We start from the raw sequence: 20,724 nt of genomic DNA on the forward strand, positions 1-20,724 counted from the left end.
GCTCGCTCGTACGTCGGGCGCGGCGGGAGGGAGGCCCCCCTGGCTCCGAAATGCATCGATTCGAGGTATAGGATGCGACCGTGATCGAGTTGATGATCCTCGGGTTCCTCGCCGAGGGCCCGCTTCACGGCTACCGGTTGCGGGAGCGGATGGAGCAGTTGCACGGGCACGCCCGCGCGATCAGTGACGGCACCCTGTATCCCGCCATCTCAAGACTGGTGGCCCAGGGACTCGTCCGATCCGACTCCGCTCCCGGTCGGGCCGGCGCTGCCAAGCGGATGTTGAGCCTGACCGAGGTGGGACGCGACTCCCTGCAGCAACGGCTGCGGGAAGCCGACGGCCACGACATCACCGACGGACACCGCTTCATGGTGGTGCTCGCCTTCCTGTCACTGCTGCCCGAGCCCACCGAACGCGACGAGGTGCTGCGCCGCCGGCTGCAATTCCTGTCCGAGCCCGCTGGCTTCTTCTACGACGGGGATCATCCTCTCCGGGCCGACGAACTCGACGACCCGTACCGGCGGGGGATCCTGGTCTCTGCCCGGGCCACCAGCCGCGCCGAACGCGCGTGGCTCACCGAGATGCTGGAGGGATCCAGCGGAAGGGTCGCCCCTTGAACGAGTTGATGCGAGCAGTCGTGCTCACCGCCCCCGGGCCGGTGTCGAACCTTGAGGTGCGCGACCTCCCGATCCCCTCCCCGCGGGCCGGTGAGGTGCTGATCCGGGTGATGGCCTTCGGGCTCAACCGCTCCGAACTGTTGACCCGGCTCGGCTTCTCGGGGGACGCGGTCACCTACCCCCGGGTGCTGGGCATCGAGGCCACCGGAGTCGTGGCGGCCGCTCCCGGTGGGGAGTTCAGACCGGGCCAGCAGGTGGTCACCATGATGGGCGGAATGGGCCGGACGATCGACGGGGGCTACGCCGAGTACACCTGCGTCCCTGTCTCCCAGGTGATCGGCTTCTCATCCTCCCTGCCGTGGTCGGTGCTGGGCGCTGTCCCCGAGATGCTGCAGACCGCCCATGGCTCCTTGACGGTGGGTGTCGACGCGCGTCCGGGCCAGACCCTGCTGGTGCGGGGCGGCACGTCCTCGGTGGGGATGGCCGCGGCCGTACTGGCCCACCGGTGGGGGCTGACGGTGATCGCGACCACCCGCGACCCGGGCAAGGCCGAGTCGCTCACCCGCTTGGGGGTCGACCACGTGCTGGTGGACGATGGCCACGTCTCCGACCAGGTTCGCCGGATCATTCCGGCGGGGGTCGACGGAGCCATCGAGCTGGTGGGGACCGGGACTTTGCCCGACACCCTCCGGGCGACCGCAGTGCACGGGACGGTCTGCTTCACCGGCATGCTCTCCCACCAGTGGACGGTGCCCGACTTCTACCCCATCGACTACCTGCCGGCGGGGGTGCGGCTCACCGCCTACTCCGGCGACGCGGCCGACCTGCCCGCAGAGGTGTTGCAGGACTTCCTGGACGATGTCGCCGACGGTCGGGTGCGGCTTCCCCTCGGGCAGGTGTTCGGTCTCGACGAGATCAGGCGGGCCCACGAGGTGATGGAGGCCAATCAGGCCCGCGGCAAACTCGTGGTCGTCACCCGGACCGAGGACCTGCCCCGATGAGCCTCGACGTCGTCCCGGCCGGCCACCGGGCACAGGTGGGTCTGGTGCCGGTCACCGCCACACTGATCGGCACCATCGCCCTACACACGGCCGTACCTCCGTTCGCCACCGACATGTACACCCCTCGTGTGGCCAGCTTCACGCTCCTGACTCGGAGGACGAGCAACCATGACCAGTGAATTCGTCCACCGCCTCGACGGTGTGCCCAAGGGTGCCCGCGCGCACTCAGTCTCAGCCGTCGCCGCGACCGTGGAGGGACGCGGCGCCTTGCGGATCTCGTTGACGGATGAGGTCTCCCTGCACGGAGTGCCTGGCAGGGACTACATCGATGCCCCGACCTTCCTGGAATTGCCGGTAGCTTTCGCCGACGGCACCATTGAGGTCGACATTCGCAGTGGTCTCCATCGGTTGGCCCCCGACTATGCGAGAGGTTTCGCAGGTGTCGCCTACCGGATCAGTCCGCGGCGTGATCACTTCGACTGTGTCTACGTGCGACCGCTCAACGGTCTGCGGACGAACCCACCCCCGCCTCGGGACCGTCGCGCCGTGCAGCACTTCAGCTACCCCGAATGGACCTTCGACAGGCTGCGCGAGGCCTACCCCGACGGCCGTTACGAGGCCGGGGCCGAGATCGGACCGGACCAGTGGCTGCACCTGAGGCTGGACGTGCAAGGCGAGCGGTGTCGGGTGACCGTTGACGGGGTCCCCGTGCTCGAGGTCACGACGCATGGGAGTTGGGGGATGGGCGCAGTGGGGCTGTTCGTCGACATCGGCACCGAGGCCTACTTCGCGGACCTGAGAGTGGTCAGTGGCTCGGTGCTCGATTGATGGAGAGCAAAGCGGTCGCATCGGGACCACCTACCGCCACGGCCGCGACAATGCCGGGGGTGCCCACAGCGCCCGGGACCGGCCGGATAGCGTGACGCGCATGACCCCCAGCGTTGGGCGCAGACCACGACCCGTGGTGTGGACCTCAGTGATCGTCCCTCTCGTGCTTCTCGCCAGCCTGATGGGCTTGTTCCACCCAGCTCCCTACGCGGATGAGACCCGCAACTGGGCGCTGCAGGCGAAGGGGCAGGACGTCGGGAACCTCATCGCCGTGGTGGTCCTGCTGGCGGCGGCACTTCGCCATCACCGCCGGGCGTCCGCGAGGGCTGCGTCGATCTGGCTCGGAGCCATGCTCTACCTGATCTACGCGTACATGGTCTATGGCTTCGCGGTTCACCTGAACGCGCTGTTCCTCGTCTACGTGGCGATCCTGGGTGTGTGCTCGTGGGGGGTCATCGTCACCGTGCCGGGACTTGGGGGCGACACGGTCCTCCCGAGCCGCGGACGACGGAGTTTCCCCGCTGTCACCCTGATCGCGATCGGGGTGGTCTTCGCGTTGCTGTGGCTCAGCGACCTGGTGCCAGCACTGCTGTCGGGGACGGTGCCGGCAACGCTCCAGGAGGCAGGCCTGATGGTGAACCCTGTTCACGTCATCGACCTCTCCGTGGTTCTGCCCGCCCTGGTCGTCGCAGGAGTCGCGACCCTTCAAGGGCGTCACCACGGACTCTTCTGGGCGGCGCCCTGGCTGTGCTTCTCGGCGCTCATGGGCGCCAGCATCGTCGCCGCCATGGGATGGATGGCCGCGGCGGGCTTCCCGTCCGTGCTGGCCCCCGCGCTGATGGTGTCGGTGGTCGTGCTCGTGAGCCTCGCGGCACTCGCGTGGTTGCTCGGGAGCAAGCCGTCCTCGTCGGAGTCGATGTCCCTCGCGTGATCGCAGGGGACGCGGCGGTGCGGGGCTGCCCTCGAAACACACACCTACCCTCGTCCTGCGCTGCCTGCCCGCGAAGCGCACACCTGCCCCAGTCCTGCACTACCTGCCCGCGAAGCGCACACCTGCCCCCAACCAGGAGCAGGGCAACTGCGCCGGACGCGGGCAACACGCACGGGACGAGGGCACGTGCGCGGCAGCCCGTCACTGCGGGTGGGTCAACCGCAGCTGCGTGGCGGCCGCCATTCGCGCCGCCCGTCCAGCCCGACCTGGCCCGCCGTGAGGACACCGGCCATACGATCGTGCTGGGACGAGAGGCCGTGCCCGGGAACCGAACCGGCCGCCGAGCGCCAAGGGCATTCTGGATCGTGGCGACTGTGGGAAGGGGTGGCTGCCCATGGGCACGTGGATCGGGACATCCGGGTGGTCGTACGACCACTGGCAGGACGTCCTCTATCACGGCTGTTCTCCCGCCGACCGACTCTCGCGCTACGCCGCGGAGTTCGACACCGTCGAGCTGAACGCGAGTTTCTACCGATGGCCCCGGGACGCGACCTTCAGCTCCTGGCAGCGTCGCCTCCCGGAGGGCTTCCGGATGTCGGTGAAGGCGCCGCGTGCGCTCACCCACGCCCGCAAGCTCTACTCACCTGAGTACTGGACGGGGCGGATCTCAGCCGCCTGGGATCGGCTGTATGACAAGCGGGGACAGTTGCTCGTCCAGTTGCCGCCCGGGATGGAGCGCGACGACGCCAGGCTCGAGTACTTCCTCGGACTGCTCCCGTGGTGGGTGCCTTCAGCCGTGGAGTTCCGCCACCCCTCGTGGGTGTGTGACGAGGTGTTCGCGCTGCTGGAGCGACACCAGTCGGCCTATGTGGTGATGTCGGGTGCCGGTCTGCCGTGCATTCTGCGGGCCACGGCCCCGACGGTCTACGTGCGATTGCATGGTCCGCACGAGCACGCGCTCTACGGGGGGTCCTACTCCGACGATGACCTGAGGTGGTGGGCCGAGCGCATCGCCGAGTGGGAGTCCCAAGGTCGGGACGTCTACGCCTACTTCAACAACGACGGGGGCGGGAACGCGGTCCGGAACGCTCGCACGCTCCGATCGCTGGTGTCGGGGAATCGGGGCTAGGTCGTCCCAGGCATCGACGCGGCGGCATGTTGAGCCGCTGGACCTTCCCGACGGTGGACGGCCATCGCCACACTTGTCCGTCCGATCGGCTGCTTTGGGTGACCCGCCACCCCAGACCGTCGGGAGGCCGTGTCTGCCCCCATGTCGTCCCATCTGCCCCGGGACGGCTCACTTGCCCCATCCCTGGACGAGGGCAACTGCGCGGCGCGAGGGCAACTCGGACGGTACGCGGGCAACCGCGCGGAAGGCGCGCAACTCCCACGGTGCTGGGGCAACCGCGCGGGACGGGGGCGACGTGGCCTCTACGCCGGCGCCCGGCAGGGGTTGCGCAGGGCCAATAAACGAAGAATGGCCCTGACCACTACGTAGTCAGAGCCATGTTCGTGCGCGAGAGAGGAGTTGAACCTCCACGTCCCAAGGGACACTGGCACCTGAAGCCAGCGCGTCTGCCATTCCGCCACTCGCGCATCGCCGGATCGCTCCAGCCCGAGAAGACTAGCACGGGCAACTTGGACGACGCACATCGAGCAGAGCTCCCCAGCAGAGGCCTCGCCCAGTCACTCGCTCTGGCTCGCCTCGGCCAGCGGCAGCCAGTTCCAGTGCAGGATCGCCGGGTTGTGGCGCTCGTAGCCGAGCACGCACAGCCCGCCGGCGTCCAGGATCAGCTGCGCTCCGAAGCGCGGCTCGGTCCGCAACCACACCGAGGCCAGCACCCGCAGCAGGTGACCGTGGGCCACCAGGGCCACGTCACCGTCCTGCAGCGCCGGCAGCACCCGGTCGATCACCGAGCGGGCGCGGGCCGAGACCTGTTCGATCGTCTCGCCGGGCGTCTCGCCCGTGACCACGCCGTCGTCCCACACGTTCCAGTCGTAACCGAGCTCCTCGCGGATCTCGGCAGTCGTCCGTCCTTCATAGCCGCCGTAGTCCCACTCAACGAGGTTCTGGTCGACCTCGTTGTCGCCCAATCCGGCCAGTTCGGCCGTCCTGCGAGCCCTCTGCAGGGGAGAGGTGAGCACCATCGAGAACTCGAAACCACCCAACTGGGGGGCGATCTCGGCGGCCAAACGCTCGCCCTTGGGCAGGAGCGGCACATCGGTCAGGCCGGTGTGCTTCATGGCCTCCGACCACTCGGTCTTGCCATGGCGAATCAGCACCAGTCGGTGCTGGGGAGTCGGTCGGGCGCTCATGGCACTACTCAAGCAGGTGCGCCCCGCGGACGTGCCCGAACGTCACGCCGCGGGGCCCGGGCGCCAGCTCAGATGGGGACGGAGGCCTCACCGACACCGTCGAGTTCGACGCCCTTGCGTTCGGGGACGAGAGCCAGCGTGACCACCAAATCGATCACGTAGATGGCGGCCAACATGGCGATCGCGAACGCAAAGCCGCGCCAGCCCACCACGAGACCGATCAGCCACGGCGCGAACCCGCCGATGCCTCGTCCCACGTTGAACAGCAGGTTCTGCGCCGTGCCGCGGGCGTGGGTGGGGAACAGTTCGGCGGTCAGGGCTCCGTAGCCACCCATCATGCCGTTGACGAAGGCGCCCATCACGGCACCGCCAATGAGCATCGCGATCGGGTCGTCGAGGCGGCTGAACACGACTACCGAGACGGCCGCGCCGACCTGGTAGGCGAGGAACATGGGGCGTCGTCCGACCCGGTCGGCCAGCACGCCGAAGATGAGGATGCCGATGATCATCCCGAGCACCGTGACGGCCGTCCACAGGGCCGACTTGTTGATCGAGAAGCCGTGCTGCTTGGACAGGTAGCTCGGCAGCCACAGCATCAGTCCGTAGTAGCCGAAGTTCTGCACCGAGGTGAGCACCATCACGGCCACCGAATGCTTGATGCGCGTGGGGGTCGAGAACAGTTCGCGCACGGGGTTCTTCGACCGCTCCATGCGGGTGAACATCTCGGGCTCGTCGATGTGACGGCGGGTGAAGAACGCCAACACGGCCGGGATCGCGCCGATCAGGAACAGTCCGCGCCAGCCGATCGAGGGGTGGCTGAGGGCCCACGCCGAGACCCCGGCCGCGAGCAGCACCCCCACCTGCCAGCCGACGGCGACGAAGGACGCCGCCCGGGCGCGCCACTTGGAGGGCCATGCCTCGGTCGCCAGGGTCATGCCGACCCCGTACTCGGCGCCCAGACCCACACCGGCCAGGAAGCGGAAGAACAGCAGCCATCCGTGGCTCGGCGACAGGCCAGTGGCGGCGGTGAAGACGGCGAACACGAGGATCGAGACGGTCAGCACCCTGACCCTGCCGATCCGGTCGGAGAGCACGCCGCCGATCGCACCGCCGAGCACGGCACCGATCAGGGTGACGGTCGCCAACATGCCCGATTCACCCGGCGACAGGGTGAAGTGTGCGGCGATGGCACCCAGCGAGAAGCTGAGGATGAGCAGGTCGAACCCGTCCATGGCGTAGCCGACGCTTGAGGCGAGCAGGGCCTTGAGGGCGTAACGGTTGGGTCTGGTCTCGACCGGCGCTTCGATGGTCATGCGGTCTCCGTGGGGGTGGGGAGCGGACAAAATCGCCGCTCACCCTAGCCGGAAAACGTGTGCCCACCCGACACCGGTCACTCCACGCGCTCACCCTCGCGGAAGTACCAGACCTCGCCAAGTTCGACGCCGACCCGGTCGTCCACCTCGGGAGCGGCCCCGGTGACGTATGACACCAGGTCGACGCCCTCGTCGAGGCTGACCCGCACCTCGGTGAAGTGCCCGTGTGGTGTGACCCGCGTCACCCGCGCCGGACGTCCGCCGTCGGCGTCCAGCCGCACCGACTCAGGACGCACCGCCGAGGTCAGTCCGTCGTCGGCGCTCAGGGTGGACGGGGTGAGTCGCCCCGGGACCTTGTTGACCGAGCCCACGAAGCTGGCGACGAACTCCGTGCGCGGGTTCGAGTAGAGCTCGCGGGGTGCCGAGACCTGCTCGATGCGGCCGTCGTTCATGACCGCGACCCTGTCCGACATGGCCATGGCCTCGTCCTGGTCGTGGGTGACCATGACGGTGGTGATGCCGAGTCGCTGCTGGATCTCGCGGATGTCCTCCCGCACCCGCACCCGCAGCTTGGCGTCGAGGTTCGACAGCGGCTCGTCGAGCAGTAGCACCGCGGGTTCCTGGACGAGGGCACGCGCCAGGGCGGTGCGTTGCTGCTCGCCGCCCGAGATGCGTCCGGGGCGTGAGTCCTTGTGGTGCAGCAGGTTGACCAACTGCAGCACCCGGTCGACACGCTCGTTGACCTCGGAGCGGGGACGCTTCGCCAACTTCAGTGGGAAGGCCACATTCTTCGCCACTGTCATGTGCGGCCACAGGGCGTAGTTCTGGAAGACCATCGCCGAGGGACGACGCTCGGGCGGCAGGTGCGTGACGTCTCGGCCGCTGACCACCACCGCTCCCCGGTCGGGTTCGAGGAAGCCGGCGATCATGCGCAGGGTGGTGGTCTTGCCGCAGCCCGAGGGGCCGAGCAGGCAGACCAATTCGCCGGCGGCGACGTGAAGGCTCAGGTCGTCGACGATGGTGCGACCGCCCAGTTCCTTGTGCAGACCGTCAAGCCGCAGACCGTCGGCCTGCATCGGGTCTGCCTGCACAGCGTCGGGGTGGGGCGCCGCGGCCGCGGTTGGATCGTTCAGGGGGATGGTCACTTGATCTGGAACCCTTCGGCAAGCTGGCCGCCCATGATCTGCTTGCGCACCAGCAACAGCAGACCCACCGACGGGATCGTCAACAGGATCGAGAAGACGGCCGACACCTGCTTGGGGTAGTTCAACACCAAGGAGTACATCTGCGTCGGCATCGTCATGTAGTCGGGTGCGCCGACCAGGTAGGTGCCCTGGGCCTCGTCCCAACTGGAGATGAAGCTCATGATGGCGGCCACCAGGATGGCGGGCAGCGCCATCGGCAGCGTCACCGACCAGAACACGCGCAGCGGTCTGGCTCCGGCGTCGCGGGCGGCCTCCTCGAGTGATCGAGGCACCGACGAGAACGCCGCGGCCGGGATCCAGGTCATGAAGACCACCGTGCCCAAGACGTGCACGATCAGCACCCCGAGGATGGTCTGCATCAGCTGCAGCGCGTAGAACAGGCTCGCGATGGCGACGAACAGTCCCATCTTCGGGAAGGCGTTCACGGCGAACAGCGCCACCAGCATCACCCGGCGTCCGGGGAACTGGTAGCGACTGAACGCGTAGGCGGCCGGCAGACACACCACCGCCGAGATGAGTACGGTCAACACCGCGAACGTCACCGAGTTCTGCAGGGCGATGTTCATCATCGGGTCGTTGACCACCACCTTCCACCAGCGCAGGGTGAACCCCTCGGGCCACAAGTGCGGATACACCCACTCGGTGGCGAAGGCGCGGGCCGCCAGCCAGACCAGAGGTCCGAGGATGAACACGCCCAGAGCCAGCATGAAGAGGCTCACTCCGACCTTGCCCACCATCGAGCCGACGGAGCGTCGCGGACTCATGCCCCCGCCTCCTTGCTCGAGCGGAAGTTGGCCCAGATGTAGGCCAGCGCGATCAGCGACGCAGCTCCGAACACCACCACCGCCATCACGATCGACTGCTGGGGCATGTTGTAGGCCGTGAAGTAGTTCGCCATGTCGACGCCCAACATGGTGGGCGCGTTCGGGCCCGTGAAGTAGGGCACCGTGAACGAGCCGATGATGCCGATGCCGGTGAACGTCGCGGCGATCACGATCGGCACGAAGGCCATCGGCAGGATCACCGAGAAGGTGGTGCGGACGAGCCCTGCACCCGCATCTCGGGCGGCGTCGATCAGGGCGTCGGGAACGGCCTGCACCCCCGAGGCGCACATCAGCACCGCGAACGGCAAGGAGCACCACACCTGCGCGATCACCACCCCGCTCACGGTGTAGCCGAAGGTGGGTCCCTCGAGGCCGGCCTGGGCGAACACCGACCGCAGGAAGCCGTCAGGCGCATAGAACATCAGCACCGACCATGAGGCGATCACCACCGGGATGAACTGCGGCACGATGGCCAGCACCGTCAGCAGTTTCGCCGCCCAGCCGCCGGTCAGGCGCAGGTACAGAGCGATGATCAGCGCCAGCACCAGCACGATGGACGTCGACACCACCGTCACCATCACCGTCACACCCAGGTCTCGACGGAACCGGGGGTTGGTGAGTACCTCGCGGTAGGCACCCAAGGTGCCCCACCACTCGTCGGTGATGTGCTGGTGCTGGGCGATCAGTGCCGTCGTCTGGTTGAGCCCTCCGGTGTGCCCCAGTGAGTAGGCCACCGCGAGCACGATCGGGAACCCGGTGAACGCAGCCACCAGCAGCAGGGGTGGTGAGGCCATCAACAGTCCGCGCAGCGACCGCGAACGGGGTCGCCGGATGCGCCGCCGTGCGGTGACCGTCATCGAAGGTGCGCCCGCGCTCACTTGCCGGGAACCAACTGGTCCCACTGAGCCGACATGTCGTTGCCGACCTTGTCGAGGTAACCCGGACGAAGCACGTCAGGGTGGGCCTCCTTGAAGATCTTCTGGGTCTCGTCGGGCAGCTTCTCGAGCGGGATGACGGGGAAGCCGGCGATCTGGTTGGCGATCAGGACCTGGGCGTCGGACGACAGCACGAAGTTGGCAAGCTTGAGCGCATGCTCCTTCTTGGCACTCGCCTTGGGGACTCCCAGGTAGGCGGCGCCGCCGGTGAAGCTGGGGTTCGAGATCTGGGTGGCCTTGATCTTGTCGGGAACCAGTCCGGTCTTCTGACCCGAGATGAACTGGTCGCTCCACACCGTGCACATCGAGATCTGGCCGCTGGCCAGCAGCTCCAGCACCTGCGAGTTGCCGTTGGGGTAGACCCCCTTCTGGTAGATGGACGGTCCGAGCCCCTTGAGCTCGGCGAAGCCCTTGCTCCAGCCCTTCATGGCCTCCTGGTCGTAGGTGGTGCGCAGCTTCTCGGCGGCGGTCGGATCCAGGTACTTGTCGAGCACGGTGGTCACCCAGGCGCCACCGGAACCGCCCGACTTCGGCGGGCAGTAGGTGAACTGGCCGGGGTTGGCCTTGATCCAGGCCAGCACCTCGTCGAGGGTGGTGGGCACCTTCGTCACCTTGGCGGGGTCATAGGCCAGCAGCACCGACGACCCTCGGTAGGGAATGCCGCCGCCCTTGCCGGCGGTCACGACGTCGGCCGGTACCCCATCGAGGTTGGGCACGTTGCTGGTCGAGATCGGCTCCATGATCCCGGCCTCGGCCAGACCCGTGACGAACCCGGCGTCGATCAGGTCGAGGCCCGAGTCCTTTCCCTGCGACTGGGCGGCGGTGAGCTTGGCCTTGGTCTGGGCATCGTGTTCGCCGTGCAGGTCGAGTTGCACCTTCACCGAGTAGCCGGGGTTGGCCTTGACGAAGGCAGGGATCAGGGCCTTCTCCCACAGCTCCTGCATGTTGGTGTCGCCGGAGAGGAAGACGGTGAGGTTGGCGCCACCCGACGAGCCACTGGCCGACCCCTGCGGGGCGGTCGCGTCGGTGGACTTCTTGGCGCACCCCGCGACGGTGGCGGCGCCGGCGAGTGCGGTGAGGGTGAGCAGTGAACGGCGGGCGAGGGCCATGGGGGTAGCTCCTGTCGATCTCCGAGAGGTCGCGGGTGTCGCGAACCCCTCCGACCTTAGGCATCGGGGGATCACTTGGGGGTCGGGTCGGCAACCTCTGCTGACTCTTCGGCTGAACTTTCGGTGACGTCCGACATCTTCCGCCCTCGTCCCCGCCGGTGGCCCATCAGGTAGGCGACCACCAGCAGCGGCAGGGCGCTGCCCACCGCCACCCCCACCAGTCCCCACTGTCGATCGACCGTGGTGGTCCTCACCGGGGTCGGCTCCTGACCGTTCGGATGCCGGCCGTCGTCGGGCGCGGACGCCGAGGAACTGGGCGCGGGTACGGCGAGGGGTGGGAGCTCAGCGATGGCGACACTGGCCTGGGCGAGCGTCGCCTCCAGCACCTGCGGTGTGTAGCCCGAGTGGATCGGTCGGGTGCGGCTGATCTCGGAGTCGAGGGTCGTGTTCTGCAGCATCACCTGCGCCATCGAGGGACCTGCGTCGCACACGAGGTCGCCGCTCTGGCACACCGAATAGGTTGCCTGGTAGGCGCCGGGCGGGATCTCGGCCTGCTGGCCCACCATGGCGGCCCGGATCGCGGCCGTGTCGATCTTGCCCTCGTAGAGGTTGATGGTGGTCTGGATGAGATTCCGCACCGCCTGGTCGCGGTTGGTCTCGCCACCGCGACGGGCCTGTTCGCGCAGCAGGGCGAGCATCGCTCCAAGACCGATGGCGTTCTGTGACGCCGACCCAGACAGTTCGCGGACGCTCTGCCCCGGATAGTGACTCGGGTTGCCGATCAGGATCGCCGCCGCCAACCTCGACGGGGCCTGGGGGACTGCATCCAGCGCCGAGGTGATCACCTGGGCTCCCTGCGAGTAGCCGGCCAGGATCGTCCTCTCGGCGGGGCAGCGGTTGGCGGAATCGGCCAGCACCGTCGCCAAGTTCTTCGCACCCGTCTCGGCCGAGGTGAAGTACTCGGTGGTGGGCATCGGCTGGTCGAGCAGCAGCGACTGCATCGGTACGTTCGCCAAGGTGTGGGGGTCGCTCGCCGGGTACTCGAGCCACAGTTGGCGCACGGTTCCCTTCGTCCATCGGGACGCCAAACCGTCACGCACGCGGGTGACGGTCGGGCCGTAGCCGGGGGACTCGCCCGAACCCCTCACCCCGATGAACACGAAGTCGGCGCAGGCCTGCTGGCCGGCAGCGGACGAGGGCTGGACCCGGTCGGTCCACGCGGTGGGCACTGCGTGCGCAGGTGTGGCGCCGACCACACCGGTCGCGAGCGAGAACAGACAGGCCAGCACCACCAGGCAACCGTGGACCGCCGCACGCCGGCAGGCGACGAACCACACCGCCCCGACTGGCGGCGGGGCGGTGGGGGTGGCGGAACCCGACCTCACTCGGGCTGGGCGAAGGTGGCCGTGAAGCTGGCCTGGTCGAGCGCTTGCGCGAGGATCGTGAACCGCACCTGCGCCGAGGTGGCACCGTCGGGAACGTCGAGGTGCGCCGTCGGCAGGGCGTACACCGTGTGCACGTAGCGGTGCGCCGGTCCGGGTGGGGGACAGGCCCCTCCGTACCCCACGTAGCCGTAGTCGTTGACCCAGGCCCGGGCTCCGGCAGGCAGCGGCCCACCCTCGTCGATGCCGCTCAGCGTGCCGGGAATGTCGACGACCACCCAGTGCCACCACCCGGAACCGGTGGGGGCGTCCGGGTCGTAGATGGTCACGGCGAACGACTCGGTGCCGTCGGGTGCCTCGCTCCAGCGCAGGTCGGGAATGACGTTCTGTCCGCCGGCTCCCTGCTCGGCGTACTTCAGCTGGATGGCCGTGTCGGCCGGGATGGCGGTCGATTCGAGTTTCATGGTCTCCCCCTGTCGTGGGCAACGGCTGGTCGGTGGTGGTCACGTGTCCTGCCTCGAGGCTATCCCCGCGCGGGAAGCCGTGGGCGAGGTCGGGTGCCCCGGTCGTCCTGAGTGCTGTCGACAGTCATCGCGACGAGGCGGCTCGAGCGATCTCGGTGAGCGCCCTGGTCAGCTCGTCCTCGTCGAGTGCGCCGAAGCCGAACACGAGCCCCGAGCGGTTCCCTCCCCCCGACCAGTACTCCGAGAGGGGGCTGACCTTGACCCCGGCTTGGACCAGCTGCGCCACCACTTCGGCCTCGGGACGAGCGGTCTCGACGACCGCGTGGAGTCCGCCGTCCATCGGGTAGACCGTCACACCCGGCAGCTTCGACAGCGCGGCAACGACCTGGGTGCGCCGGCTGCGGTACCGGCGTCGCATGCGCTGGGTGTGCTGCCGCAGGGCCCCCGATGTGAGGTAGTTCGCCAGTGCGCGTTGGGTCACCAGGCTGACCGGTTGGCCGAGGTCGAGCCGGGCCTCGAGGACCGGTTCCAACAGTCGGGTCGGCAGGGCCAGGAAGCCCAACGCCAAGGTGGGGGTGAGGGTCTTCGAGAGGGTGCTGAGCAGGACCACGGTGCCGTCGTCCGGGTCGTCGAGGGAGGCCAGGGCGGGCAGGGGTTCGGAGGTGTAGCGCAGTTCGGAGTCATAGTCGTCCTCGACCACCACGACCTGTTCGGCCCTGGCCCAGTCGAGCAGTCGCTGCCGCCGGTCGATCGGCAGTGAGCCGCCCAGCGGGTACTGGTGACTGGGGGTGACCACCAGCACGTCCGGGGCGGCGGTGCCGGTGGGGAGGTCGGTGGTGACCAGCCCGTTCTCGTCGACCGGCAGGCCGACCAGCTCGGCCCCCAGTCGCGCCGGCACTCGGCGCAGGGAGGGGTAGCCCGGCTCCTCGACGGCCACCCGCAGCGGTCGTCCACTCCGTGGGCCAGTGGTGGACGAGCCCGCCGCCGGTGAAGCCGACCCCGACGATCCCGGCGACTGCGACCCCGGCTTCAGTGACCCCAGGTTGAGCGCCCCGAGCGACAGCAGCAGCAGGGCCAGACCCTCGCGGCCGCCGCCGGTGACCACGACGTGGCCGGGGTCCCGGACGACGGCCCGCATCCGCCGCAGGTGCTCCGACCAGGCCTGTCTCAGCTCTGGCAGCCCCAAGGCCGGAACCGATGCCAGCACCGGGGCGGTCGAGGCCTGTCGCCACGCCGAGGTCCACGCCCGCCCCACCACCTCACCGGGCCACGGCCTGCCGGGGGTGAGGTCCAGGGCGGGGGGAGCAGGTTCCTGGCCCTGCCTGCGGCCGGCCGCCAGCGAGGGGCGCACGCGGCGCAGCTGTGGGTTCACCACCGTGGCGCTCCCGGCCGCGGCGCTCACGTACCCCTCGGCCATCAGCTGCTCGTAGGCCGCGACGACCGTGCCCCGTGACGTGCCGATCCGGGCCGCGAGGGACCGGGTCGACGGCAGGGGATCTCCCGGGACCAGCACCCCTTGGCCCAGCAGTTGGCGCAGCTGGCGGGCCAGCTGGGCGGGCAGTGGCTCGACGTCAGTCCGGTCGAGGACCAGCGGAAGGCTCACCTCGCGGGTCGTGCGCATGGGCACCAGATTACTGGCGCACGCAATACTGGTCCACCAACATGGATCACTTCTGGATCTGGTGATGGTCCACTTTCGCGGGGATGATCGGTCCATGAACTCCATGCAGACCGTCACCGGCTCACCTCTCGTCAAGCGCGGCCTCGCCGACATGCTCAAGGGGGGCGTCATCATGGACGTCGTCACCCCCGACCAGGCGCGTATCGCCGAGGACGCCGGCGCCGTCGCAGTGATGGCCCTCGAGCGCGTGCCGGCCGACATCCGCGCGCAGGGTGGGGTGGCCAGGATGAGCGACCCCGATCTGGTGGAGGCGATCGTCGAGGCCGTGTCCATCCCGGTGATGGCCAAGGTGAGGATCGGGCACACCGTCGAGGCGCAGGTGCTGCAACACCTCGAGGTCGACTACATCGACGAGTCGGAGGTGCTCTCGCCGGCCGACTACGCCCACCACATCGACAAGCACGCCTTCACCGTGCCGTTCGTCTGTGGCGCCACCAATCTGGGCGAGGCGCTGCGCAGGATCGCTGAGGGAGCGGCGATGATCCGGTCCAAGGGCGAGGCCGGCACGGGCGACGTGTCGGAGGCGACCAAGCACATCCGCACCATCCGTCGCGAGATCGCCGAGTTGAAGGCGCTCGCCGAGACCGCCCCCGAGGAGCTGTACCTGGCGGCGAAGAACCTGCAGGCGCCGATCGACCTCGTCCGTGAGGTGGCCTCATCCGGACGCCTGCCGGTGGTGCTGTTCACCGCCGGGGGAGTGGCCACCCCCGCCGATGCCGCGCTGATGATGCAGCTGGGCGCCGACGGGGTGTTCGTGGGATCGGGCATCTTCAAGTCGGGCAACCCGGCTGCGCGTGCGGCCGCCATCGTCAAGGCGACTGCCTTCTTCGACGACGCCGCGGTGGTCACCGAGGCCTCCCGCGGACTGGGCGAGGCCATGGTCGGCATCAACGTCGCCGACCTGCCCGCACCCCACCGCCTGGCCGAGCGGGGTTGGTGACGGTCGTGACGACCGTCGGGGTGCTGGCCCTGCAGGGCGGGGTGCGCGAGCACCGTCTGCTGCTGGAACACCTGGGTGCCACCACCGTGCCGATCCGATCCGAGCGCGACCTGAGGGGTGCGGACGGCCCGCGGGTCGACAGCTTGGTGCTGCCCGGTGGGGAGTCGTCGACCATCGACCGGCTGCTCCGCCTGTATGACCTGGCCGAACCCCTGCGCGAGACCATCGCCGCGGGAGTGCCGACCCTGGGCACCTGCGCCGGATTGGTGCTGCTCGCTGACGAGGTGCTCGACCCCGCGCCGGGGCAGCAATCCCTGGGGCTGCTCGACGTGAGCGTGCGTCGCAATGCGCTGGGGCGACAGGTCGACTCGGCAGAGGTCGACCTCGACACGGCGCTGGGTACGGTGCGGGTGGCCTTCATCCGCGCCCCCGTCGTCGTCCGCGTGGGTGGCGGAGTGGAGGTACTGGCTCGGCGCGACGAGTCGGTGGTCGGGGTGCGGGCCGGGGCGATCACCGGCGTCTCTTTCCATCCCGAACTCACCGGCGACGAGACCTTCCACCGAGCCCTGCTGCAGTCATCGCCTGCGGCCATCAGCAGATAGGGGGCGCGCACCCACCACTGGGCCGCGCCCACCCCGTCAGCGGCGTTCGGGACGCTGGATGCCCACTGGCATGATGGGCGCATGAACGCGTTGCCCGCCTGCTTGGCCGAGCCGCGGCTGGTTGCCGCCCTTCCCCTGCGACCGGCTGAGGCCTCGTCCCTGCCGCGGGTGGGTGCCGTGCTCGAGATCCTCGCCCAACGCGGTTTCCGGACGGTGTCGTTGCACCACGGCAACCGGGACTGGCTCGCCGAACTGGTGCCCGTCTTCGGTGCCCGGCTCGCGTTCGGGCTGCACGGTGTGGTCTCCCCGGACGAACTGGAGCCCGCCCTGGCGCAGACTCCGGCGTTCGTGCTGGCCAACAATGCCAACCCCGCACTGGTGCGCACCGGTATCGATGCGGGGGTGACGGTGCTGCCCGCGGCCCTGACCCCGAACGAGTTGCTGGCGGCCAGTGACCTCGGCGCCCCGGCGGTGCAGGTGCTGCCCGCCGACGTGATGGGTGGTGCCTACGGCGAGTCGCTCCAGCACGTGCTGCCGCCTTCGGTGCAGTTGGTGCCCCGTGGTGGTCTCGGGGCGTGGGCCCTGGGCCGTTGGTACAAGGTCGGTGCTGCCTGCTGCGTCGCCGACGACACCCTGTTCGCGGACGCCTTCGACCCGGACGGTCACCTCGGACAGTTGCGTGAGCGGTGCGGCAGCTTCGTCGAGCAGGTGCCCGAACCCCTCGGCTGACTCGGCGGGTCGCCTCGCTCCCTACTCAACCGAAGCTGCGTGGTGGCCGCTGTCCGGAACCACCAGGGCTCGCCCGATCAGCGAGATCGACATCCGGTCGCCCACCCGCACGGGCTGGTCGGTCGACACCGTGAACGTGGCGCCGCCCTCGGGCTGGCCGTGGACGACCGAGCCATCGGCCGAGCCCAGGGTCAGTCGACGGTGGTCACCGTGGAACGCCAATTGGCGCACCACCCATCGTCCGCGAATGTCGAGTCGGGCGGACACCTGATGGGGCCGGGCGATGACCGTGGCGCGCCCCTCGTCCACCCCCAGTGCCGGTACCGGCCCGATCACGGTCTGGGCGATGCCGCCCGAGACGATGGCATCCAGTTCGAGGGTTGAGCCGAGCAGACGGGCCGTGGCGAGGTCGACGGGGCGTTCGTAGACCACCTGCGGTGCCCCGACCTGGCGCAGTTCGCCGCCGTCGAGCACGGCGACCAGGTCGGCGAACGCCAAGGCCTCCTCCTGGTCGTGGGTCACCAACAGGGTGGTGACCCCGGCCCCCCGCAGCACCTCGCCGACCAGATCACGGGTGGCCTCGCGCAGGTGGGTGTCGAGCGACGAGAACGGTTCGTCCAGCAGCATCACGGCGGGTCGCCGGGCCAACGCCCGCGCCAACGAGACCCGCTGCTGCTGGCCACCCGACAACTGGTCGGGACGACGTGACGCCAGGTCGGCGGAGAGGTTGACCTTCGCCAGCAGGTCAGCGATCCGGTCGGTCGTCCGCTCGTGGCGGGGCAACCCGAAACCGACGTTCGCGCCGACGCTCAGGTGAGGGAAGAGGGCGCCGTCCTGCGAGACATAGCCGATCGAGCGCTTGTGCGGCGGCACCCATAGAGGGCCGCAGACGGGAGTGCCCTGGATGCGGACCTCACCGGCAGTGGGTGGCTCGAACCCTCCGATGCACCGCAGCAGGGTGGTCTTCCCGCTGCCGGAGGGTCCGACGACCGCCAGCACTGCCCCCGTGGGCACCGACAGGTCAACCCCGTGCAGCACCTCGGTGGGACCGTAGGCGGCGCGTACCCCGCGCACCTCGAGCGCCGCCGTCGTTGACGCTTCGCTCACGGTCGGTCTCCTCCGGTCTGGCGGAACAAGATGATGGTCATCGGCACCGACAACGCGATCAGCAACAGCGCGTACGGGGCGCTGGCAGGGTAGTCCAGTTCGCTCGACAGCGACCAGAATCGCGTCGCCAGCGTGCTGGTGCCGGTGGGCGACAGCAGCAAAGTGGCGGTCAGTTCACCGGCAATGCCCAGGAAGGCCATTGACGCGGCGGCGCCGAAGGCCGGGGCCAGCAGCGGGATCGAGACGCGCACCAGCGACCTCACGGGACCCTGGCCGAGCGAACGCGCCGCCTCGCCCAGCCCCACCGGCACCTGCGCCATTCCCGCCCGGAGGCTGGCGACCGCGCGCGGCAGGAAGAGCACCACGTAGGCGGCGATCAGCAACGCGGCGGTCTGGTAGAGCGGCTGCACCCAGCGGATCGCGACCGTGACGAAGGCGAGGCCGACGACGATGCCGGGCAGGGACGAGCACACGAAGGCCAGCCCCTCGAGGGCGCGCGACCAGCGCGCCGGACGACGAACCGACAGCCAGGCGATCGGTCCGGCGGCGAGACAGGTCGCCAGCGCGCCGACGAGGGCCAACCCGAGGGTGCTGCCCAGCGCGCTCACGATGGCCGGGTCGAGGGCCACCCCCACCGACAACCAGTGACCGAGCGACCAGACGGGAACGCCGAGTGCGGCGATGAGCAGGGCCGCCACTGCGATGGTCACGGGCAGGGCCCACCAGCCGAGCACGATCCGTCGTTGTCGGCGCGCCACGCCCGACCCGATGCGGGCGTGACGCTGTCGTCCCCGGACGGCTGACTCGCCGCCCAGCACCAGCAGGCAGAGCAGCACCAGCACTCCGGCGAGCATCGACGCCGCGGGAGCCGCGAAGGTCGAACGGAACTGGTCGTAGATGGCGGTGGTGAAGGTGTCGTAGCGGACGAACGCGAACGCGCCGTACTCCGCGAGCAGGTGCAGGGCAACGAGCAGCGCACCGCCCAGCACGGGGAGGCGGAGTTGGGGCAGGACGACCCGGCGCAGAACTCCGCTCGGGGTGAGCCCAAGGGCCCGTCCGGACTCCTCGAGAGAGGGGTCGAGCCTTCGCAGGGTGGCGAGCACCGGCAGGTACACGAAGGGGAAGTAGCTGAGGGTGGCGATCAGGGACGCACCGGCGAGACCGGCGATGGAGGGCCACACCGTCGCCCAGGCGTAGCTCATCACGAAGGCCGGCACGGCGAGCGGGGCCACGAAGGCCGCCGACAACCAGCCCGGCACCCCAGTCCGCTCCACCAGCAGCGCCGCTCCGACCCCGATCAGCACCGTGGCGGGCACGACGACGACCATCAGCGAGAGCGTGTTGACCAGCAACTCACCGATCCGAGGGCGCCAGACCAGGCGGCGTACGAGGGCGGGCCCCGCGTCCACGGTGGCGGCGACGACGAACCCCAGCGGCACCAGGCACAACGCGACCACGAGCACCGCGGCAGCAATGGTCACCGGTTGGTGGTCCATCGGCCGCGATGCCCGGGTCGCGTGGGGGTCGGGTGCGCCGGTCGACGGCGCCAGCACCGGGGTGGTGGTCAGAGCAGTCCTGCCTCTTGCATGAGTTCGACGACCTTGGGACTGTTCAACGTCGCGGGGTCGATGGTCGGGGCATCCAGCTCCGACAGCGGCTTCAGTTTCTCATTGGCGGCCACCTTCGAGGCAACCGGGTACTCGAACGAGGTGCCGTCGCGCAGCACCGCCTGGCCGTCCTTGCCAGTGACGTAGGCCAGGAACTTCTGCGCCGCCTCCTGGTTCTTCGAACTCTTCAGCACACCGCCGCCCGAGATCGAGACGAAGGCACCGGGGTCCTGGTGGCCGAAGTAGTGCATGCCCACCTTGGCGCTGTTCTGGCCGCCCTTGGCCTGGTCACCGAAGTAGTAGTAGTGGTAGATGACGCCGCCCTCGAACTCGCCGGCGTTGACGGCCTTCATCACCGCCGAGTTGCCCTTGATCGCGGTCGAGTTCTGCTTCATCGCCTTCAGCCAGGACAGGGTCTCGTCCTCGCCCTTGAGCTGAAGGATGGCGGTGATGATGGCCTGGAAGTCAGCGCCCGAGGGGGAGGCCGCCCAACGGCCCTTCCACTCCGGCTTGGCGAGATCCATCAGCGAGGCGGGCAGGTCGGCCTGCTTCAGCTTGTCGGTGTTGTACACGAAGACGGTCGAGCGGGCCGCGATGCCGGTCCAGGCGTTGGTGCTGGGACGGTACTGGCTGGGAACCTGACCCCGGATCTCCTCCGAGGTGGCCGCGAGCAGGCCCGCGTTCTCCACCAGGGTCATGGCCGGTGAGTTCTCGGTCAGGAAGACATCGGCGGGGGAGTTCGCCCCCTCGGCGACCAGCTGGTTGGCCATCTCGGTGTCGTCGCCCTGGCGGTGGGTCACCTTGATGCCGGTGGCCTTGGTGAAGCCGTCCATCCATTCCTGGGCGAGTGTTTCGTGCTGGGCGTTGTAGATGGTCAACGTGGCCCCATCGGCGCTTCCGGGGGTGGACGTCGACCCCGGCTTGGAGCACGCGGCCAGTGCCGCGGCTGAGATGGTCGTGGCAGCAGCGCCGATCAGGGCGCGACGGGTGATGCGAAGGCTCATGTGAGTAAGGGTTGCCTAACTACTGGCAATTAGGCAACTCGTCGGTTGTGAAATCTGACATGTGGACCGGTCCGGGGGTGGGAACGGTTTCTCGACCGGGCCGGGGCCGGGCTGGCCGACAGGGGTCGG

Annotated in this window: 20 protein-coding genes, 1 tRNA gene and 1 pseudogene; 9 read left to right on the forward strand and 13 right to left on the reverse strand. The window is 69.1% G+C overall.

What is annotated here, in order from left to right; genetic code table 11:
- Window positions 1-80: 80 nt before the first annotated feature.
- The 6 genes from H507_RS0103155 to H507_RS0103180 all read left to right on the forward strand — a co-directional run bounded on the left by H507_RS0103155 (window position 81) and on the right by H507_RS0103180 (window position 4,506).
- A complete protein-coding gene (locus tag H507_RS0103155) occupies window positions 81-617 on the forward strand; it encodes a PadR family transcriptional regulator (protein WP_022909275.1) in 537 nt (178 codons plus the stop codon).
- Window positions 614-1,618 (forward strand): zinc-binding alcohol dehydrogenase family protein, encoded by a 1,005-nt coding sequence (locus H507_RS18185; protein ID WP_026377697.1) that lies wholly within the window; start codon window positions 614-616, stop codon window positions 1,616-1,618. The genes H507_RS0103155 and H507_RS18185 overlap by 4 nt, the downstream gene beginning before the upstream one ends.
- Entirely contained in the window at window positions 1,615-1,797 is a 183-nt protein-coding gene (locus H507_RS0103165) for a hypothetical protein (RefSeq protein WP_022909277.1), read from the forward strand. Before H507_RS18185 ends, H507_RS0103165 begins: the two co-directional genes overlap by 4 nt.
- Window positions 1,787-2,446, forward strand: a complete 660-nt coding sequence (locus tag H507_RS0103170) for a LamG domain-containing protein (RefSeq protein WP_022909278.1) — start codon at window positions 1,787-1,789, stop codon at window positions 2,444-2,446. Before H507_RS0103165 ends, H507_RS0103170 begins: the two co-directional genes overlap by 11 nt.
- A gap of 100 nt (window positions 2,447-2,546) precedes the next feature.
- Entirely contained in the window at window positions 2,547-3,377 is an 831-nt protein-coding gene (locus H507_RS0103175; protein WP_157438866.1) for a hypothetical protein, read from the forward strand.
- Window positions 3,378-3,771: 394 nt separating this feature from the next.
- Window positions 3,772-4,506: a DUF72 domain-containing protein gene (locus H507_RS0103180; protein WP_022909280.1), complete on the forward strand. Its 735-nt coding sequence runs from the start codon at window positions 3,772-3,774 to the stop codon at window positions 4,504-4,506.
- Between the two features lie 384 nt (window positions 4,507-4,890).
- On the opposite strand, the gene H507_RS0103185 is transcribed toward H507_RS0103180, so the two are convergent.
- The 10 genes from H507_RS0103185 to H507_RS0103230 all read right to left on the reverse strand — a co-directional run bounded on the left by H507_RS0103185 (window position 4,891) and on the right by H507_RS0103230 (window position 14,546).
- Window positions 4,891-4,973, reverse strand: a tRNA-Leu gene (locus H507_RS0103185).
- A 90-nt stretch (window positions 4,974-5,063) separates the two neighbouring features.
- A complete protein-coding gene (locus H507_RS0103190; RefSeq protein WP_022909281.1) occupies window positions 5,064-5,693 on the reverse strand; it encodes a histidine phosphatase family protein in 630 nt (209 codons plus the stop codon).
- Window positions 5,694-5,761: 68 nt separating this feature from the next.
- Window positions 5,762-7,006, reverse strand: coding sequence for an MFS transporter (locus H507_RS0103195; RefSeq protein WP_022909282.1), 1,245 nt, complete (start codon window positions 7,004-7,006; stop codon window positions 5,762-5,764).
- Between the two features lie 77 nt (window positions 7,007-7,083).
- Complete coding sequence (locus tag H507_RS14405; RefSeq protein ID WP_022909283.1) at window positions 7,084-8,151, reverse strand: ABC transporter ATP-binding protein; 1,068 nt, start codon at window positions 8,149-8,151, stop codon at window positions 7,084-7,086.
- A complete protein-coding gene (locus H507_RS0103205) occupies window positions 8,148-8,975 on the reverse strand; it encodes an ABC transporter permease (RefSeq protein ID WP_022909284.1) in 828 nt (275 codons plus the stop codon). The genes H507_RS14405 and H507_RS0103205 overlap by 4 nt, the downstream gene beginning before the upstream one ends.
- Entirely contained in the window at window positions 8,972-9,892 is a 921-nt protein-coding gene (locus H507_RS0103210; protein ID WP_022909285.1) for an ABC transporter permease, read from the reverse strand. Before H507_RS0103210 ends, H507_RS0103205 begins: the two co-directional genes overlap by 4 nt.
- Before the next feature lie 17 nt (window positions 9,893-9,909).
- Window positions 9,910-11,079, reverse strand: a complete 1,170-nt coding sequence (locus H507_RS0103215; RefSeq protein WP_022909286.1) for an extracellular solute-binding protein — start codon at window positions 11,077-11,079, stop codon at window positions 9,910-9,912.
- Window positions 11,080-11,150: 71 nt separating this feature from the next.
- The gene (locus H507_RS14410) at window positions 11,151-12,371 is read right to left on the reverse strand and encodes a cutinase family protein (protein ID WP_051139615.1); all 1,221 of its coding nucleotides are present in this window, start codon (window positions 12,369-12,371) and stop codon (window positions 11,151-11,153) included.
- Window positions 12,372-12,460: 89 nt separating this feature from the next.
- On the reverse strand, window positions 12,461-12,925 hold the full coding sequence (locus H507_RS0103225) for a YbhB/YbcL family Raf kinase inhibitor-like protein (RefSeq protein WP_022909288.1): 465 nt from the start codon (window positions 12,923-12,925) through the stop codon (window positions 12,461-12,463).
- A 124-nt stretch (window positions 12,926-13,049) separates the two neighbouring features.
- Window positions 13,050-14,546: an aminotransferase-like domain-containing protein gene (locus tag H507_RS0103230; protein WP_022909289.1), complete on the reverse strand. Its 1,497-nt coding sequence runs from the start codon at window positions 14,544-14,546 to the stop codon at window positions 13,050-13,052.
- Window positions 14,547-14,640: 94 nt separating this feature from the next.
- On the opposite strand from H507_RS0103230, the gene pdxS reads away from it, so the two are divergent.
- From pdxS to H507_RS0103245, 3 genes and pseudogenes are all read left to right on the forward strand, one after another.
- Entirely contained in the window at window positions 14,641-15,546 is a 906-nt protein-coding gene (pdxS, locus tag H507_RS0103235) for a pyridoxal 5'-phosphate synthase lyase subunit PdxS (protein WP_022909290.1), read from the forward strand.
- Window positions 15,521-16,148: pseudogene (gene pdxT, locus H507_RS0103240) on the forward strand (pyridoxal 5'-phosphate synthase glutaminase subunit PdxT); the annotation flags it as partial. The gene pdxS and the pseudogene pdxT, both read left to right, overlap by 26 nt.
- An 81-nt stretch (window positions 16,149-16,229) precedes the next feature.
- Entirely contained in the window at window positions 16,230-16,877 is a 648-nt protein-coding gene (locus H507_RS0103245) for a beta/alpha barrel domain-containing protein (protein ID WP_022909292.1), read from the forward strand.
- 21 nt (window positions 16,878-16,898) lie between these two features.
- On the opposite strand, the gene H507_RS14415 is transcribed toward H507_RS0103245, so the two are convergent.
- The 3 genes from H507_RS14415 to H507_RS0103260 all read right to left on the reverse strand — a co-directional run bounded on the left by H507_RS14415 (window position 16,899) and on the right by H507_RS0103260 (window position 20,595).
- Window positions 16,899-17,984, reverse strand: coding sequence for an ABC transporter ATP-binding protein (locus H507_RS14415; RefSeq protein ID WP_022909293.1), 1,086 nt, complete (start codon window positions 17,982-17,984; stop codon window positions 16,899-16,901).
- Complete coding sequence (locus tag H507_RS0103255; protein ID WP_026377704.1) at window positions 17,981-19,465, reverse strand: ABC transporter permease; 1,485 nt, start codon at window positions 19,463-19,465, stop codon at window positions 17,981-17,983. Before H507_RS0103255 ends, H507_RS14415 begins: the two co-directional genes overlap by 4 nt.
- Window positions 19,466-19,548: 83 nt before the next feature.
- Window positions 19,549-20,595, reverse strand: a complete 1,047-nt coding sequence (locus H507_RS0103260) for an iron ABC transporter substrate-binding protein (RefSeq protein ID WP_022909295.1) — start codon at window positions 20,593-20,595, stop codon at window positions 19,549-19,551.
- Window positions 20,596-20,724: the final 129 nt, after the last annotated feature.

This window comes from Aestuariimicrobium kwangyangense DSM 21549 (genome assembly GCF_000421525.1).
In the GTDB taxonomy this organism is placed as follows: Bacteria; Actinomycetota; Actinomycetes; order Propionibacteriales; family Propionibacteriaceae; genus Aestuariimicrobium; species Aestuariimicrobium kwangyangense.

Bases quoted from the DNA above. Each gene is read 5' to 3' on its own strand.
- H507_RS0103190 (WP_022909281.1), bottom strand. From the start codon at position 5,693: ATGAGCGCCCGACCGACTCCCCAGCACCGACTGGTGCTGATTCGCCAT.
- H507_RS0103230 (WP_022909289.1), bottom strand. From the start codon at position 14,546: ATGCGCACGACCCGCGAGGTGAGCCTTCCGCTGGTCCTCGACCGGACT.
- H507_RS0103245 (WP_022909292.1), top strand. From the start codon at position 16,230: ATGAACGCGTTGCCCGCCTGCTTGGCCGAGCCGCGGCTGGTTGCCGCC.
- H507_RS0103210 (WP_022909285.1), bottom strand. From the start codon at position 9,892: ATGACGGTCACCGCACGGCGGCGCATCCGGCGACCCCGTTCGCGGTCG.
- H507_RS0103195 (WP_022909282.1), bottom strand. From the start codon at position 7,006: ATGACCATCGAAGCGCCGGTCGAGACCAGACCCAACCGTTACGCCCTC.
- H507_RS0103225 (WP_022909288.1), bottom strand. From the start codon at position 12,925: ATGAAACTCGAATCGACCGCCATCCCGGCCGACACGGCCATCCAGCTG.
- H507_RS0103175 (WP_157438866.1), top strand. From the start codon at position 2,547: ATGACCCCCAGCGTTGGGCGCAGACCACGACCCGTGGTGTGGACCTCA.
- H507_RS0103205 (WP_022909284.1), bottom strand. From the start codon at position 8,975: ATGAGTCCGCGACGCTCCGTCGGCTCGATGGTGGGCAAGGTCGGAGTG.
- H507_RS0103215 (WP_022909286.1), bottom strand. From the start codon at position 11,079: ATGGCCCTCGCCCGCCGTTCACTGCTCACCCTCACCGCACTCGCCGGC.
- H507_RS0103165 (WP_022909277.1), top strand. From the start codon at position 1,615: ATGAGCCTCGACGTCGTCCCGGCCGGCCACCGGGCACAGGTGGGTCTG.
- H507_RS0103170 (WP_022909278.1), top strand. From the start codon at position 1,787: ATGACCAGTGAATTCGTCCACCGCCTCGACGGTGTGCCCAAGGGTGCC.
- H507_RS0103180 (WP_022909280.1), top strand. From the start codon at position 3,772: ATGGGCACGTGGATCGGGACATCCGGGTGGTCGTACGACCACTGGCAG.
- H507_RS0103260 (WP_022909295.1), bottom strand. From the start codon at position 20,595: ATGAGCCTTCGCATCACCCGTCGCGCCCTGATCGGCGCTGCTGCCACG.
- pdxS (WP_022909290.1), top strand. From the start codon at position 14,641: ATGAACTCCATGCAGACCGTCACCGGCTCACCTCTCGTCAAGCGCGGC.